11 protein-coding genes are annotated in these 17429 nt (G+C 61.1%); 4 read left to right on the top strand and 7 right to left on the bottom strand.

Translation table 11 applies throughout. The features are described 5' to 3' along the window. Positions 1–117 precede the first annotated feature (117 nt). Entirely contained in the window at positions 118–1002 is an 885-nt protein-coding gene (locus CKA38_RS07275; RefSeq protein WP_108824879.1) for a nucleotide exchange factor GrpE, read from the top strand. Between the two features lie 97 nt (positions 1003–1099). Here the strand turns inward: CKA38_RS07275 and ybeY are convergent, their stop codons facing one another. Both ybeY and CKA38_RS07265 read right to left on the bottom strand, forming a co-directional pair. Then, on the bottom strand, positions 1100–1573 hold the full coding sequence (gene ybeY, locus CKA38_RS07270; RefSeq protein ID WP_108824878.1) for an rRNA maturation RNase YbeY: 474 nt from the start codon (positions 1571–1573) through the stop codon (positions 1100–1102). A 131-nt stretch (positions 1574–1704) separates the two neighbouring features. After that, complete coding sequence (locus CKA38_RS07265; RefSeq protein WP_108824877.1) at positions 1705–2466, bottom strand: phosphatase PAP2 family protein; 762 nt, start codon at positions 2464–2466, stop codon at positions 1705–1707. 265 nt (positions 2467–2731) lie between these two features. Between CKA38_RS07265 and recN the strand changes: the two genes are divergently transcribed. Beyond that, positions 2732–4393, top strand: a complete 1662-nt coding sequence (gene recN, locus CKA38_RS07260; protein WP_108824876.1) for a DNA repair protein RecN — start codon at positions 2732–2734, stop codon at positions 4391–4393. Positions 4394–4583: 190 nt separating this feature from the next. Here the strand turns inward: recN and CKA38_RS07255 are convergent, their stop codons facing one another. The 5 genes from CKA38_RS07255 to gluQRS form a co-directional block, all read right to left on the bottom strand. Further along, positions 4584–4928 (bottom strand): hypothetical protein, encoded by a 345-nt coding sequence (locus CKA38_RS07255; RefSeq protein ID WP_152032718.1) that lies wholly within the window; start codon positions 4926–4928, stop codon positions 4584–4586. Between the two features lie 110 nt (positions 4929–5038). Beyond that, entirely contained in the window at positions 5039–5758 is a 720-nt protein-coding gene (locus CKA38_RS07250; RefSeq protein WP_108824874.1) for a class I SAM-dependent methyltransferase, read from the bottom strand. Between the two features lie 297 nt (positions 5759–6055). Beyond that, on the bottom strand, positions 6056–6316 hold the full coding sequence (locus CKA38_RS07245; RefSeq protein ID WP_108824873.1) for a type B 50S ribosomal protein L31: 261 nt from the start codon (positions 6314–6316) through the stop codon (positions 6056–6058). 31 nt (positions 6317–6347) lie between these two features. Continuing rightward, positions 6348–6473 (bottom strand): type B 50S ribosomal protein L36, encoded by a 126-nt coding sequence (gene ykgO, locus CKA38_RS07240; RefSeq protein WP_107742546.1) that lies wholly within the window; start codon positions 6471–6473, stop codon positions 6348–6350. Between the two features lie 80 nt (positions 6474–6553). Beyond that, complete coding sequence (gene gluQRS, locus CKA38_RS07235; RefSeq protein ID WP_108826479.1) at positions 6554–7432, bottom strand: tRNA glutamyl-Q(34) synthetase GluQRS; 879 nt, start codon at positions 7430–7432, stop codon at positions 6554–6556. Between the two features lie 173 nt (positions 7433–7605). On the opposite strand from gluQRS, the gene CKA38_RS07230 reads away from it, so the two are divergent. Together CKA38_RS07230 and CKA38_RS07225 are read left to right on the top strand one after the other, a co-directional pair. Continuing rightward, a complete protein-coding gene (locus CKA38_RS07230; RefSeq protein WP_108824872.1) occupies positions 7606–8586 on the top strand; it encodes an NAD-dependent epimerase/dehydratase family protein in 981 nt (326 codons plus the stop codon). Positions 8587–8846: 260 nt separating this feature from the next. Further along, entirely contained in the window at positions 8847–17294 is an 8448-nt protein-coding gene (locus CKA38_RS07225) for an autotransporter outer membrane beta-barrel domain-containing protein (protein ID WP_152032717.1), read from the top strand. Positions 17295–17429: the final 135 nt, after the last annotated feature.

The raw sequence follows: 17429 nt of genomic DNA, 5'->3' as shown, positions 1-17429 counted from the left end.
CTTTGTAATCACACGTCCATTGACAGCAAAGCCAAGCGCTACTGGGTTTAATCCATCGTTCGTTTTGACGCACGAAATAATAATACAATCCAATACTAAACCCTAAAGAATAAAACCATGGCTAATGAAAATCTGGCTGATCTCTGGAAAGACGCGGGAGCCTCTTTTGAGGCGATGACCAAAATGAAAAAACCGGTCGAAAGTGTGAAGAAATGCTGGTTGCGATCCAATAAAGACCTAACCGTAACCCTTAAGGAGTTCGACAACGCATTCGCAGATTTCGAGAGAATGGGACCCAAGAGCACGCCAAAGCAGCTAAAAGACAAGCTGGACATGATGAAACGCCGTCTCGAATCGCTGAAGAAGATGGCTTCGGGATATACAATCCCCCTCATGGAGCTGCTCTATGAAGCAGACACACAACAATCCACACTTTATAAAAAAGGCGTGAAGTTTTTGGAGAAGGAACTGAATGCCATCACCAAGAGAGCAATGCAGCGATATGACACATCGGTAAACAGCGCGGAGAGCAGGGCCACGCAAATCAATGGTTTGGAAGCTCAACTAAAAAACTTCGAAAAAATTTTCTCAGCCAACATTGCCAAGGCCAGGGCTCGAGCAGCAAAGACCAAGGTTCAGGTCGCAGTTGCCGTAAAAACGGCGAAGCCCGAGGACGCCAAAAAAGCAATCCTGCTCTTTAATAGTATAATAGCAGATTGCGGACGCTCTCTCGTCATGGATGTCAAGACTGCCTTGGCTGGTTGTCAAAAGTATCAAAACGACATGGATGTCGACCAGCTGAAAAAACTACATGCTGAAACGCTTCCATGGAACAACAAGTCCAATGAACTCGATGTCAAAATGGTTGATACCGAGGTTCGAATGGGGAAAAAGCATTTTGAGCCCATTTTGAAAATCGTGCTCGAAAAACTCAAGTCCTTCAAAACGTATGCCGACAAAGCAGAGCGTGCATTACCATATATAGTGCATCCTCTTCGTTGAAAAATAATAATGAAACATGGAAAATAATCACAAACTCCATGTTTCATACAAACAGACACGGCCTTGGTTTTTTTCGTTTATATACCGCGCGCGAAATTCATTTATAAACAAAACCCGGCAGCGCGTCCGCCTTGCGCAGCAACGTCATCGCGCGGTTTTCGGCGGCACGCATCCTGCGCTTTTTGGCGGGTTGCAAGTCGTCGTAACCCGCCAGGTGCAGCCAGCCGTGCGCGACGTATAACATCAATTCCTCCGCGAATTCGCGCCCGTGCGCCCGTGCGTAATTCGCGGCGGTGTCCGCCGACACGCACACCTCGCCCGCCACGCCAAACTCCGGCGCGCCCTCGAAGGTAATAACGTCGGTTGTCGTCGGGTCGTTTAGAAATTCGTCGTGCAACTTTGCCAGCGCCGCGTCGGACAGAAACACAATCGACAGCTCGCCATCGGGGCATCCGCCGAGGAACTTCGCGCGGTTTTCATCAAGCACGCCGATGGCGCGCTCAAGCGCGGCGCGACACTTCCGGTCGAGCCTCAAGCGGCGGTGTGAGTTGCGGACAAGGACTTCGCGCATAACCCGCACATCAATGCACGAATCACCCGCGACGTGAAGCCCCGCGTTTGGATAATTTTCCCCAAAGCACCCCGCTGACGAAGGCAGCGTTTTCACGCGTCCGCAAACAATCCGCCTTCAATGCCGTCGTCTTATTTTTTCACGGCGGGTGCATCCGCCTTGGGCGCCATGGCCGCCGCAAGTTCCGCGCGAGCCTCCTCAAAATCGATCAGAAATTGCGGATTCCGCGCGAGCGAGGATGCAAGCGAGCGACCGAGCACGCGCCCCGCGTAAACATCCAGCGGCGTCACCACGCCGCCCTGCACGCGCAGCCAGCCTGCCTCGCGCCCCTGCTCCAAAATCGCGGCCCGTTGGTCGGGGAAAAACTCGGCGAGCAAAAGCGCGTAAAGCGTGCCCAGCGTGGAGTTCCTGCTCGGGTAGGAGCCGGTGTCGCCCTTCGCAATCGCGTCCTTGAAACGCTCCGAGTCAACCTGCGCCGGATACGGACGTTGATAATACTTTTTCGCATTGGTAATCATTGCCTGCACCTCGCGGTCAACTTGAGCAAAAAGCGCCTCGGTTTTGGGAATGGCTCCCTTCTTGAACGCGGGGCCGATGCTTGGCGAAAAATGAAACATATTCAGTTTGTCCTGCGCCTTGCCCTTGGTCGTCTGCTCGGGCGTGCGCGCGGAATAAACGGCGAAACTGCTCTCGCGGTCGGCCTGCTCCTCCTGCGTTCCCGCATCCGGCGGCATTGGGAGAAGCGCCACGATGTTTGGCGTCGTCGCGTCACTGAAATAGGCGGCCTTCTTGTCAGGCGCGGCAAACACAAGCACGAATTGGGCGGGCAGGAGAAGCAATGCGATCGCCGCCGCTTTCCGCAGTTTGCCAAGGGGCATGATTGTGGCATTCATGACTGGAATAGTGTCCTAAAAAATATGTTGGTTCCAAATCTAACGAGGCACTTTTGCCGAACGGCCTCATCGTTGTAAGCAAATAAACAATAGTTTTTTGTAAAACATAAACACAAATTTTCCCGACGAAATCCGTGGGCGCCGGGCCGCTTGCGCGGCATTTTTTGCGACAAGCCATCTCCAATGCGCCGCGCCCCCGCTTCGGCTTGAAAGTCTCGCGGTTTTAGTATGCCCATAATTGCAGCCTCCAATTTTCCGCCCGCCCATGCTTCAATCGATCCGCATCAAAAACCTGGCCTTGCTTAAGGAAGTCTCGCTCGACTTCGAGCCCGGCTTCACCGCCGTCACAGGCGAAACCGGCGCGGGCAAAAGCATCCTCCTCGGCGCGCTCAGCCTGCTCGCCGGCGAGCGCGCGGACAAAACCCTCATCCGCCAGGGCGCGCCTTCGTGCGAAGTCGAGGCCGCGCTCTTTTTCAAGAGCGAGAAAAAAATCAACGCCCTGCTCGCCTCGCTCGACCTGCCCGAATGCGACGACGGCCTGCTCATCCTGAAACGCAGCCTCGCCCGCGAAAAAGCCCCCAAGATCACCGTCAACGGCGGCCTCGCCTCGCTCTCGACACTCCAGCAACTCGGCGAGGCTTGGATCGACTTTCACGGCCCGAGCGAACCGCGCCGCCTGCTCAAGGAAAACTGCCAGCTCGAACTGCTCGACCTCTTCGGCCGCGCCTCGCCCGAGCTCTCCGCCTACCAGGAAAAATACCGCGCGTGGCGCGAGCTCCTCGCCGAGCGCGATCGCATCACCAAGGAAACCCGCCTCTCGCCCGACCAGATCGATTTTCTGGAAACCCAGCTCGCCAAACTCGACTCGCTCGAACTCACCGAGGAAGCCGTTGAAAACCTCGAGCGCGATTTCCAGCGCCAAAGCCGCGCGCAGGAACTCATCAGCCTCGCCTCCGCGCTTTCCGAGGGACTCATGGGCGAGGACGGCGCGACCGCGCGAATCGCCGCGCTTGTGCGCGAGGCACGCCATCTTGAAACACTCGACCCCGCCAGCAAGGCGCTCGCCGACCGCCTTTCCTCCGCCTCGCTCGAACTCGCCGACCTCGGCTCGGAATTCGAGGCCCTCGGCGGCGAATACCAATTCGACCCCGAACAGGCCGCCGAACTGCAAGCCCGCATGGACGCGTGGCTCGACGCCCGCCGCAAGCACGGCAACGACGTCCGCGCCGTCATCGCCGCGCGCGACGACATGCGCCGTCGCCTTGAAATCCAAGGCGACATCGAAGGCTCGCTCGCGCGCATCGAAAAACAAATCTCCGATGCCTCACGCGCCATGAAAAAAGCCGCGCAAGCACTGCGCGAAGTTCGCGAAAAGGCATCCAAGGAACTCGCCAAGGTCGCCGCCAAAAGCATCGCCCAGCTCGGTTTCAAAAAGGCCGATTTCCGCGTGAGCATCACCTCGCTCGCCGAGCCGGGGCCGACGGGCGATTGCGGCTGCGAGTTTCTCTTCTCGCCAAACATCGGCGAGCCGCCGCTTCCGCTCAACCGGGTTGCATCGAGCGGCGAGCTTGCGCGCGTGATGCTCGCGTTAAAAACCGTGCTCGCCGACCTCGACGAAGTGCCGCTGCTTGTGTTCGACGAAGTCGATGCCAACGTCGGCGGCGAAATCGGAAAAGTGGTCGGCGAAAAAATGGCGGCCATCGCGCGCAACCACCAAGTGCTCTGCGTCACGCACCTGCCGCAAGTCGCGGCGCAGGCGGCAAATCATCTTGTTGTGACAAAAGACCAGTCGAAAAACCGCACTGTTGTCGAAATCGAGCCGATCCACGAAGACCGCAAGGCCCGCGTGAGCGAGCTCGCCCGCATGCTTGGAGACCGCACCGCCAAAAGCGCCCTCGCCCACGCCGGGGAATTGTTGGGGAAATAGCGCCTGTTTGTTAATGGATTTTGAGCAGGGCGAAGCTTCCGGCTGAGCCGATTGATCATTTCTATATATGCCGGCTCAGCCGAAGACTTCGCCCTACCGTTATGGCCAACAACAAATAAAACAAAAACGGACGCCGATCTGATATCGGCGCCCGTTTTTGTTTTTAGAATTTTTAAGCGATGCGGACTCGTTATTTATTGGCCGCCTTCGCCGCCTCGCCGCGCGTTTTTTCAAAGCGCTCGCGAATTTGTGTGATGCATTTGTTAAACGCGGTCACCTCGGTCTCGCCTTGGAGCTCCTTGACAACCTCGGCCTGGCGTTTCGCAAACTCGGCCATTTTTTCGGGAATCTGCGCGTATTGCTGCGGCTCCTTCACCGAATCGCAATAGGCCGCGTAGTCTTTCAAATACAGGTTCACGTTGTTGCTCTTGAAGGTCGGAATCTCGAGCGTGTTTTCCTGTTTCTTCGAGCAGCCAACAAGAACGAAGGCGCTGGCGCAAAGGGCGATGACGATGGATGACAGAATTTTTTTCATGATGGTTGGATGGTTTTGATGCGATTTCCTGTGATGGACTGCGCCAAAGAGTGCCGCACCGATGGACTGTTGCAAGTTTTTGTCCATGCAAACCCGCGTCAAAAAAAGGTTTATTTGGTTCCCGAGTGCAGCGCCACGATGCCGCAGGTCATGCCGTGCGAGGCCACCTTTTCAAAACCGGCCGCGCGCAATTCGGCCTCAAGCACCGGGCGCGCGGGGAATTGCTCGATTGTGTTGTTCAGGTAATTGTAGGCCTCGCGGTCGCCGGTCACCCATCCCGCGATTCGCGGCAGCAGGTGCCTGAGATAAAAATAATAAACCGGCCTGAACCATCGCCACGGTTGCGAGAATTCCAGCACAAACACGCGCCCGCCGGGGCGAAGCACGCGGCGCATCTCGCAAAGTGATTTGTGCCGGTCGGCCATGTTGCGCAGTCCAAACGAAATCGTGACCGCGTCCGCGCACGCGTCGGGCAGGGGCAGCGCCATGCCGTCGCCCTGCCGGAAAACAATCCGGTCCGCGCGCGCCGCATGTCGTCCGCCGCGCTTCCTCATCGCCGCTTTTTTCACCTCCGCCTCGTCGAGCATCGGCTGGCAAAAGTCCATGCCTGTGATCCGCGTGCCGGCATCCAGTCCGCGCGCGAGCGCAAACGCCACGTCGCCGCTGCCGGTCGCCAAGTCGAGCACCGCGTCCGGACCGCCCTTGCGCACGGCGCGCACGAGCCGCCACCGCCACCACCGGTCCATGCCGAAACTGAGCAGGCGATTCGCCAAATCATAGCGGCGCGCAATGCGCGAAAACATGGAATTGACTGCGACAGGATCGGGCATGACGGAAAGAAAGGCTGAAAGACTGAAGGGCTGAAAGACTGAAAAGCAAACCTACTGGGCAAGGATGCGGGCAAAAAGGTTTCCAAGACGCACAGGCGGGGAGGTTGGCGGACTGTCGATATCGCTCGAAACGCCGATGCCGCCGTGTGGTGATTTTGCAATCCCCGGCCCGCCCCGCCACGGCAAACCTGACGGACAATCTTCTATTCCCTTTTGCGACGTTTGCGCCTTTTTGCGGCTATTAAAAAACCCCCTCCATTGCGGGAGAGGGTTTCGAAAAAGAGTTTTTTATGCGCCTTATTTCGTGGCGACTTTGCCACGGCGGCGGAACTTCGACGTGAACTTCTCGACACGACCGGCCGTGTCCACGAGGCGCTTCTCGCCGGTGTAGGCGGGATGCGAGTCCATCGTCACGTCGCGCACGACGACGAAGTATTCCTGGCCATCAATCGTCTCCTTGCGGGCGGACTTCATGGTGGACTTGGTAAGGAAACGCTTTCCGGTTGCGACGTCGAGGAAGCAAACGTTGTTGAGAGTAGGATGACCTTCGGCTTTCACGGTAATTATTCCTGATTAAATAGTTGGGAGATCAACCCTGACGCGCCTTGTAACGCGGGTCGGTCTTGTTGATAACGTAGATTTTGCCACGACGACGAACCACCTGGCAGTCAGGATGGCGTTTCTTCGCGGATTTGATGGAGGAGACGACTTTCATAAAAACCGGAAAAGACACCGCTCCCTTCATCGTCTGTCAAATGAAATGTGGAAAAAAGCGCGCCTTCGCCCGGGTAAATATCAGTCGGCCTTCGCGTCCGCGTGAAATTGCCGCAGAAGCGCCTCCGGTGAAACGCCCCGCTCCCGCAGCGTGCGCAGCGCCAGCGCGTCATGGCGTTTGGCAAGCCGCCGCCCGCTTTCATCGGCCATCAAGGGGCAATGAAAATACTGCGGCGCATTTGCGCCAAGCGCACGCATCAGCAAAATCTGGCGAAATGTCGAGCGCACCAAATCCGCCCCGCGCACGACTTCCGTCACGCCAAGCGCGGCGTCATCGACCGCGCACGCGAGTTGGTAGCTCGGCATGTCATCGCGGCGCCACACGATAAAATCGCCAAGGTCGCGCCCCGCCACCGCGCTTTGCCGCCCGAGCGCGTTGTCGATAAACACAACCTCCCCGTCGTCCGGCACACGGAAACGCCAGTTGGTCGTGATCGGTTCGTCGCGCGGCGGGAGCGCGGGAAGTTTCGCATCCGGTGGCGGACGCCACTCGCGGGGAAACACCGGCTCGTCATCCTGCGCCCCGCCCTCATGCGGCGCGCCGACGGCCCCGGCAACATCGCGCCGCGAACGATCGCACGGATAGATTAACCCCGCCTCATGCAAACGCTCCAGCGCCTCGCGATAGACCGGAATTCGCCCGCTCTGCGAATAGACGGGCTCCCTCCATGAAAAACCGAGCCAGCGCAAATCCTCGAGCATCGCCCCGACAAATTCCGGCCGGCACCGGGCGCGGTCAAGGTCGTCGTTGCGCATTAAAAGCACGCCGCCCGCCGCTCGCGCGCGCTCGGCGGCAAACCAAAATGTGCGCGCATGTCCGAGGTGCAAATATCCGGTCGGCGACGGCGCGAGGCGTCCGACGTAGCGCGGGGATGCTGGCGATGGGTTTTCAAGAGACACGTTTTGCGGGCGAAGAATCCAGAAAGGCGGCAACCGAAAGCGATGTCAATTTGCGCATGCGCCGCGGAATGCAATTAATCGCGCCACTCGATCCGGCCCTCCGCCGGTTTCGTTTTTTTAATTTCGCTGGCGGCGGAGCAACTGCTCACCTTTACTTCGCTCTCACTTAACTCATGAAGATTCTTGTCACAGGTGCCGCCGGGTTCATCGGCTATCACATCAGCCGCCAACTCGCGGAAACAAAACGCTGCGAAGTGCTGGGCGTTGACAGCCTCAACAGCTATTATCCCGCCGAGCTGAAACGCGCGCGCCTCGCGCAACTCGACGGCCTGGACGGGTTTCGTTTTGTCCAGATGGATTTTGCCGACGCGGACGCCTTTTCCAGCCTGTATGAAAACTACCGGCCCGACTACGTCGCGCATTTCGGCGCGCAGGCGGGCGTGCGTTACAGCACGGAAAATCCCGACGCCTACGTGCGCAGCAACATCACCGGCTTTCTCAACATCCTCGAAGCCTGCCGCAAGCATCCGCCGCGGCACATCGTCTTCGCCTCGTCGAGCAGCATTTACGGCGCAAGCGCGCGCCTGCCCTTTTCGGAGGACCAGATCACCGACCAACCCCTGTCGTTTTACGGCGCGACCAAAAAATGCAACGAGCTCATGGCCTACAGCTACGCGCACCTGCACGGACTGATGATCACAGGCCTGCGCCTTTTCACCGTCTACGGCCCGTGGGGCCGCCCCGACATGTCGCCGGTCATCTTTGCGAAAAAAATCCGCGACGGAGAGACACTGCCACTCTTCAACCACGGCAAATCATTGCGCGACTTCACCTACATCGACGACATCGTCGACGGCGTGCTCAAGGTCCTTTTCAAACTGCCCGTGCAGGAACCGCAGCCCAAGCCGCCCTATCGCGTGTTCAACCTCGGACACAACAAACCCGTCCGAATGCTGGAGTTCGTGGAAAAACTGGAAAAACTGATGGGCCGCAAAGCCGACGTGAAACTCCTTCCCCCTCAACCCGGCGACATGCCTGAAACTTGGGCCGACATCGAACGCATAAAAATCGCCACTGGCTACGAACCGCAAACCACGCTCGACACCGGCCTCGCGAACTTCGTCGATTGGTTCAAGGACTACTATAAGGAATAGCTCGGGCAAAAATGGCGCATTCAGGTTTGGTTGCGCTCCACCTTCTTTTCCCAAAGAACACGTCTAATAAATACAGTTATTGTATTTATTAGCAATACGTTGCGTGTTCGCTGAAATTGCCCCTCGTCGGCAAACTCACGAAAAACTCATTAGTTTCGCCAATTACGGCATGTTCACAGAATCTTGCAATGGGACATTATTTCATCTTTTTTGCAAATTCAGGGATCCTTTTTAACATATTTTTTTCTTTTAGCACACACATGATGAAAACACACATTCGCCATTCGTTAGCCTCGCTGGCTGGTTTTTCCCCGGCATTTACCCTCTCGCTCATTTTCATGGCGGGCATTGCCAATGGCCAGCCGGCCACGGCCAATGTGTCGGGCATCACCTCGTCCACCAATTATCTCGTCGCGGGCGACCCCAACTTTTCACCCGCATTCAGCACGCTCGGACAGGGTGCCATCCTCACAATAAATGGAGCGGCCATTGGCACCGACGCATCACACGCAACAGGCGCGGGCGGTCACCCCTCGTTGATTTCGCTGGGCGGCAACAATGGCACTGCTTTGACAAGCGATCAGGATTACGGCGACCTCACGCTCAACCTCGAAGGCTCGATCCTGCTTTACGGCCAGGGCAGCCACACCGTGGAGGGAATCTACACCAAAACCAAATCCGTCAATTCCACCAACACGGTCAACTTCAACGCATCCAACAGCGTGGTGGATGTTGCCACCAGCATCGCCGGCGCCGGCAACAACAACTACACAAACACCATCCTTGCCGAAAACCAAGCCGCCTCGGGCGGCAGCACAATCGTCAACATCACCGGCAGCAACAATTCCTTCATAACAAACTACACTGGCGGCACCATGCGCGAGATGGGAACCGGCGCCAACATTTACGCCTCCGGACGCAAACAGGCCGCCATCAACATCACCGGGGACAACACCACCGTGGAATCGCGGGGCTCGGGCGCGACAGGTCTCTCCGCCAGCTCATCCACCAACGCCATCGTCAACATCACCGGCAGCAACACGCACATTCGCACGGACAGTGTCGGCATTTACGTGAACGGCGGCGAGCAGGCATCGGTGAACATCACCGGCCCCGGCTCATCCATCACCACGACCGCGGCAAACGCCCACGGCATTTCCACCAGCAGCACCGCGGGATCAATCAGAATCGACACCACTGCCAACATCACCACGGCAGGGGCCGCGGCTGTCGCAATCCGCGCCATCGCCACCGGCTCCGGCAGCATCGACATCGGCGATGCCGCCTCCCCCGTCACCGGCACGCTCGCCACCACCGGACCCGACGCGCACGGCATCGCGGCCACGAACTCGGGCACCGGAAACATCAACATCCATTCCGCCGCCGAAATCACGACCGACGGCAATTCATCGCACGGCATTTATGCCAACGCCAGCGCCCCGGTCACCAGCAGCGCGATCACCATCAGCAACAGCGGCGCGATCTCCACCTCCGGCACCGGTGCCATGGGCATTTACGCCAGCGGCTCCGGCTCCGGCAAAATCATCATCAACAACACCGGCGAAATCGTAACCACATCGACCGCCGCCGTCAGCGGCACCTATTCTCACGCGATCCACGCCTACGTGACCGCCACCGGAGCCTCCGACGGCATCGAAATCAACCACGCCAACGGCAACATCACCACCGCGAGCTACGACGCCACCGGCATCCGCGCCGAAAGCACCGCCACCTCCGGCGACATCAATATCACTGTCACCAATGCGAACATCACCGCCAACGGCGTCAACGGCGACGGCATCCTTGTGCAAACCAAGGGCGTGAACGGCACCAACGCCGACATCAACATCACCACCAACGGCGGCAGCATCAACATCCTCGAAACACCCTCGCAAACCGGCAACGGCTCCGCCAACTACGGCATCGCCGCGCTCCACATCACCGGCACCGGCGCGCTGGCCGACGCCACCGGCGACATCAACATCGACAACAACGGCACCACCATCGCCACCGGCACCGGCGCGACCGGCGTCGCCAACGCCGCCTCCGCCATCTACGCGCATCAACAGACCAACGCCGGCGCCACCTTCGCCTCCCGCGGCAACATCCGCATCACCAGCACCGGCGACCTCTCCACCCTTGGGGGCAACTCGCACGGCATCTACGCGCTCATCACCGGCACCGACGCCACCGGAAACATCGGCATCGGTGTGAACAGCTCCGGCGCCGCCGCGCCCGTCTCGGGCAAAATCACAACCTCAGGCACGACTTCGCACGGCATTTACGCCAGCAACGCCGGCTCGGGCGGCATCACCATCAACAACGCCGCCGACATCGAAACCTCCGGCATCGCCGCCCACGGCATCTACGCCCATGCGACCGGCGACAGCAATATCACGGTCCTCAACACCGGCAACATCACCACCACCGGCACCGCATCCCACGGCATCCTCGCGCAAATCACCGGCGCCGCCTCGACCGGCACAGTCACCATCGGCACGGCCGCAAATCCACTTTCCGGCGCGATCACCAACACCGGCAACGGCGGATATAGCATTTACGCGCAAAACGCCGGCAACGGCGACGCCATCATCCACGCCGCCGCCACGGTTTCCCACACCGGCGACGTCAACGGCACAAGCGTGCCCGAAGGCATCGCCGCCCACTCAACCGGTAACGGCAGCGCCATCATCCATTACACCGGCGCCAAAGTAGAAGTCACCGGCTTCAACGCCGATGCACTCTGGGCGCGGCAAATCGGCGCCACCGGTTCCGGCAACGCCCAAATCTACGCCACCGGCGAAATCATCGCCAGTGGTTCCGGCACACATCCGCAAGGTATCGTCGCGCACGTCAGCGGCACCGGTCAAATCGCCATCGAATACACCGGCACCCACATCCTCGCCGGCAACGCCGACACCGCGGGCGGCACCGGCATCAACGCCGGCCACGACGGCACCTCCGGCAACGTCACCGTCACCTCCAACAACGCCGATTCGCTCATCGAAACCCTCGGCACCGACAACCGCGGCATCCGCGCCTACATCAGCAACACCACCGGCAACGGCGACGTCCGCATCGGCTACACCGCAGACCGTGCTGGCGCGACCGACACCCTCACCGGCGCCTACACCGCATCCGCCGTCAGCGGCACCATCCGAACCGCCGGCGACCGCTCGCACGGCATCATGGCATTCACCACCGGCGGCACCGGCGCGATACTCGTCAACACCGCCGCCACCATCGAAACCAGCGGCTCCGCCGCGCACGGCATCTCCGCAACCGGATACGACAGCAGCACCAGGGAACTCCTCCAAGCCGCCGGCTCCATCACCATCACCAACGCCGGCAACATCACCACCAACGGCGAAAACTCCCACGCCATTTACGCCACCGGCTCCGGCAACATCGACATCACCAACACCGGCGCACTCGCCACAACCGGCACGCAGTCCACCGGCATCTACGCCATCGGCAAAGGCAGCATAACCATCGATAACACCGCCTCAATCACCACCTCCGCCGAGAGCGCGCACGGCATCATCGTCAATGCCAGCCGCAGCGACGGCGATGTGGACATCACGCACGCCATCGGCAAGATCACCATTCAGAAAGGCTCGACCGACACGGACACGGGCAACTGGATCGACAGCGCGGGCTCCGCCATCTATGTTACCAAATCCGGCACCGGCGACATCCGCATGGTCATCGACGGCGACATCGAAACCCACGCTCAAAACCGCGGCGCCGGTGCGTATATCCACGCCATAAACAACATCGGCAACCTCTCCATCACCGGTTCGGGCAACATCCTTGCCGCCGCTGACATCCCCGAGAGCACGGGCACAAACGTCTATTCCTACGGTCTCGCCGCGACCATCAACGGCGGTGCGGGCCGCAACGACGGCAACGTGACGATCACCTATTCCTCCGGCACCATCGAAACCCGCGGCGATTCCGCCTACGCGCTCTATGCCGGCGTCACCTCCGGAACCACGACGGACGGCTCCAACAACGCAGCCACCATCATTAACACTGGCCGCCTCATCACTGAGGGAGGCTCGTCGAGCGCCATTTACGCCCGCACCGAGAATACCGAGGGCGCGGCCATTGTCGTAAACTCCGGCAACATCAACACGAGCGGCACATCCGCTTACGGCATTCATGCTTATTCGGGTTCCGCAAGCGCCAACGCCCACAACAACGCCGAAACCAGCTCCGTTTACCGAACCGCGCTCGCAACAACGCCCGTCCCCGGCACCGTCAGCACAATCGCCACGATCGGAGACTATTCGCACGGCATCTACGCAATAGGCTCCGGCGCGCGCATCGTCAGCACCGCCGAAACAACCAACATCAGCACGACCGGTGACGCATCCTACGGCATCCACGCCACCAACGGCGCCATCCTCTCCTTCAAGAACGGCTCTATCACCACGCAAGGCGACCACTCCTTCGGCGCGGCGGCCAGCGGTGTGGGAGCACTCTTCACCAGCACGCTCGCTCTCGACAACTTCAACATCACCACCGAGGGCAACATGGCGCACGCCGCTTTCGCCAACTACGATGCCTTCGTGAGCATCACCGGCGGCACGCTCACCACGACCAGCGCCAACGCCAGCACCGCCGCGATCAAGGCCTCCGGCTACGACACCACCGCGAATCGCGGCGGAAAACTCGTCGCGCAAAACACCACCCTCATCGCCAAAAACAACGCCGTGGCCGTGACCGTTGACAACGCCGGCGCAATCGAAACCACCAACGCCATCATCACCAGCGAGACGAGCGCCATCCTCTTCGGAATCGACAGCCAGCCCGCCGGCACGCCCCTCGGCAGCAGCGTCACGATCAAGACCGGCTCCATCACCGCCGCCGCCGAACTCGTCCGCGCCGTCAACACCAGCGGCACGCTCACGCTCGACGGCGTCACCTCGATCACCAACGGCACAAACGCCATCTCGCTCCACGCCAGCGCCACCAACTCCAACGCCCTGCGCGTCATCCTCGACAACGCCACCAGCGTCACCGGCGACATCATCGGCGGACGCCAGGGCGAGACCGTCCCCGACGACACCCTCTGGTCCTACACCGCCGCCACCGGCTCGAACACCCTCAACCTCGACCTCCTCAACGGCTCGCAATTCCACGTCCAGCGCGCCGTCTCGGGCGACTACACCTACAACCACCGCACGACGACCGACGCCACCAGCGTTCTCAAAATCAGCCTCGCCGACGGCAGCGGCACAAACCTGATCGCCCTCGGCACCAACGCCGCCGCCGACATGGTTAACGATTTCCGCGGCACCCTCGCCCTCGGCAACGGCCGCTTCATCCTTGGCGGCACCGCCAACTCGCAAGGCGCGACCAACATGTCCGCCCTCGCCAACGCCACCCTCCGCCTCGACGCCCTCAACCGCACCGCCGTCGAGGGCGCGGGCACCATCGCCGGACTCTCCTTCAACAGCGGCACCCTCGCCGTCCGCACCTCCGGCAGCACCGGCGTGAACTTCGTCGAGGACCTCCTCACCGTCTCCGGCACGCTCGACGCCTCCGGTGGCGGCACCGTCGAAGTCGCCCTCTCCGGCACCGTGCACAACATCATCCCCTCATCAACCAAGGCCCCCGCGCTCATTGATCAGGACAACTACATGCCTCCTCCCGCATTCGAAACCGGCACAGCCGGCATGCTGCAAAACCAGCTCGTCGCCGTCACCGGCACCGTGCGCAACGTCGGCACGCAACTCTCCATCAGCATCATCCCCTCATCGGCCAGCTCCGGCACGATCGCCAGCGCGGTCTCCTCCACCAGCGCCCTCGTGCAATCCGGCACGCACGTCGCCGACCTCACCTACGATTATTACGGCGCCGTCACCGGCAGCGGCATCTACCTCAACTACGGCCTCGCGCAAATCGACGCCCTCGCCGGCCAGACCGTGCAAATCTCCACCGACGGCGCGACCGACGACACCCTCGGCGCCATCCTCTCCGGCTCCGGCAACTACACCTTCACCGCCACCGACGGCATGGTCATCCGCGTCGGCAACGGCCTCAGCGATTACACCGGCGCCACCACCATCGCCACCGGCACCGTCACCGCCATCACCAACAACGCCCTCGGCGAAACCGGCGAGCTCACCCTCAACCCGGATTCAGTCCTAAACCTCGACGGCCACTCGCAAACCGTCCACGGACGCGTCATCGTCAACAACGCCGAAATCCAAACCGGCGCGGGCGGTATCCTGAATTTGGATACGCTCACAAACGCCACCGGCGCGGCGGGCGTTCATGTTTACAGCGGCGGCAAAATCAACGCCGACGGCTCGGGCATCTTCACCGGCACCATCAAGACCACCGGCACGGGCGCGCACGGCGTGCTCGTCACCGGCACCGGCTCGCTCATCAACGCCGCCGGCCTCTCGATCACCACCACCGGCAATGGCAACAGCTACGGCATCGGCGCAAGCGACGGCGCCGTCTTCACCGGCACCGCCATCGAAATCACCACCACCGGCAACCGCGGCATCGGCATCGTCGCCGAAAAAGGCGGCACCGTGAACCTCGTCGACGCCAGCATCGACGTGCAAAACGCCCCCGCCGACAACTCCGGCGGCATCGTCGCATGGACCGACAACGCCAGCACCAGCGCTGTCAACGCCGAAAACCTCCGGCTCAAATCAGTCGGCCACGGCATCGCCGCCAACGGCGGCAGCACCGTCGCGCTCACCGGCGACAACGCCATCGCCACCACCGGCACCGGCTCATACGGCCTCCGCGCCACCGGGGTTAACAGCACCGACACCTCGAAGATCTCCACGATCACCGCCGACAACACCATCATAATGACCGAAGGCGACGCCTCCCACGGCGTCCATTCCTCCGCCGCCACCATCACCCTGAACGGCGGCGCGATCAGAACCAACGGCGCCAACGCAAACGCCATCAACATCCTCGCCGGCGCCGCCGCCACATCGACCGTCACCGGCGGCACCATGACGATTGATGTTACCGGCCACGGCATCGCCATCTCCGGCACCGGCGAAAGCGCCGTCGCGCTCACCGGCGGCGCGCTCGTCGCCGAAGGCAACCTCATCGACGTCTCGCACGACAGCGGCGCCGCCACCGTCACCCTCGACAGCCTTGCGCACGCCATCACCGACAGCGGCGTCGTGCTCAACGCCGCCGGCACGGGCACGACCAACGCCACCTTCAACAACATGACGCTCGCCGGCGACATCCTCGCCGACACCGCCGCCACGGTAAACGTCTCCCTCACCGGCGCGACCGCGCTCACCGGCAAAATCGACATCGCCAACGTGAACATCGACGCCACCAGCTCGTGGACGCTCACCGCCAGCTCCGACGTCAACAACCTCACCCTCGCCACCGGCGCGAAAATCTTCTTCGGCGCGCCCGCCGCCGACAACACCGCCTTCAAAACCCTGCGCGTCCACGGCAACCTCGCCGGCGGCGTCAACACCATCACGATGTCCGCGAACCTCGCCCTCCTCCGCGGCGACCTCCTCCGCATCGACGGCGCCACCACGGGCGCCTACACGCTCGACCTCTCCAACCACGGCGGCAACCCGACCAAGGCCGGACAACGCCTCATGATTGTGCAGGCCGCGAACGAAGCCGACTTCAGCCTCACCGGCCCGCAATACCGCGACGCCGGCCTCTACCGTTATTATTGGGTCAAGGGCGAAACCGACCCGGCCAACTGGTATCTTGCCAACCCCACCGGCACCGGCGACGAACCCTCGCCCTACAGCGACGCCGGCCAGACCATTGTCAACTCCGCCTCCCTCCTCGGCCTGAGCTGGCACTACGGCATGGACTCCCTGCACAAACGCATGGGCGACGTGCGCGCCGAAAACCTCGCCACCAACGCGCCGCTCACCGGCAACATCTGGATGCGCGGCTACACCTACCGCCTCAACGCCCTGAGCCCGATGCGCTCCAGCCGCTTCAGCCAGGACACCTACGGCATCACCGCCGGCGCCGACAAAGCCCTGCGCAACGGCTCCGCAAACGCCACCTGGCTGTTCGGCGCATTCATTGACATGGGCGGCACCGACCGCGATTTCCGCAACGCCGACGACGGCTCCAGCACCAACGTCGGCCTCGGCCTCTACGCGACCTGGCTCGGCGACGCCGGCTGGTATGCCGACATCGTGTTGCGCGCCGACCGTTACAAGCACGACTTTGAAAGCCGCCCGTATGGCGGCGCCGCGGTATCCGGCGATTACACGAGCAAGGCGCAAGGCATCTCGGTTGAGTTTGGCCGCATGCTCAAGCGCACCGACGGCTGGTGGCTCGAACCCTCCGTGCAAATCTCGCAAGGCTGGCTGAACGGCGACACCTACGAGACGAAATCGTCCGATCCGGGCAACCGCATGACCGTGCGCGTCTCCGACAGCGACACGCTGCAATACCGCGGCCAGCTCCGCTTTGGGCGCCAGCTCCTCTCGAGCCGCTGGCATCCCTACGGCAAAATCGGCGCGGCCCGGGTCGATGCCAACGGCGGCGAAATCACCGCGTTGGACACGAAGGTGGGGCCGACCTATCGCGGCTGGCGCATGGAAGCCGGCCTCGGCGCGGCGTATCGAATCGACGCCGGCAGCCAGGTGTATTTGGATTATGAATACGCCAAGGCCCCCGCCTACGAGCGCCCTTGGTCATTCAACCTCGGCTACCGCCGCATGTGGTAGGGCGGTTTCGCCGTTCCGGACGCCGGCGACATTCCGCCAACCGCCGCGTTTATCTCCCGCTATTCCCGGCGCGCCCGTCGGGCGCGCCCCTCCTTCGGGACATGTTCATCAAATACATTTTGCGATTTGATGGGA

This window comes from Ereboglobus luteus (genome assembly GCF_003096195.1).
Lineage (GTDB): Bacteria > Verrucomicrobiota > Verrucomicrobiia > Opitutales > Opitutaceae > Ereboglobus > Ereboglobus luteus.
This window is presented reverse-complemented; position numbering and strand designations above follow the sequence as displayed.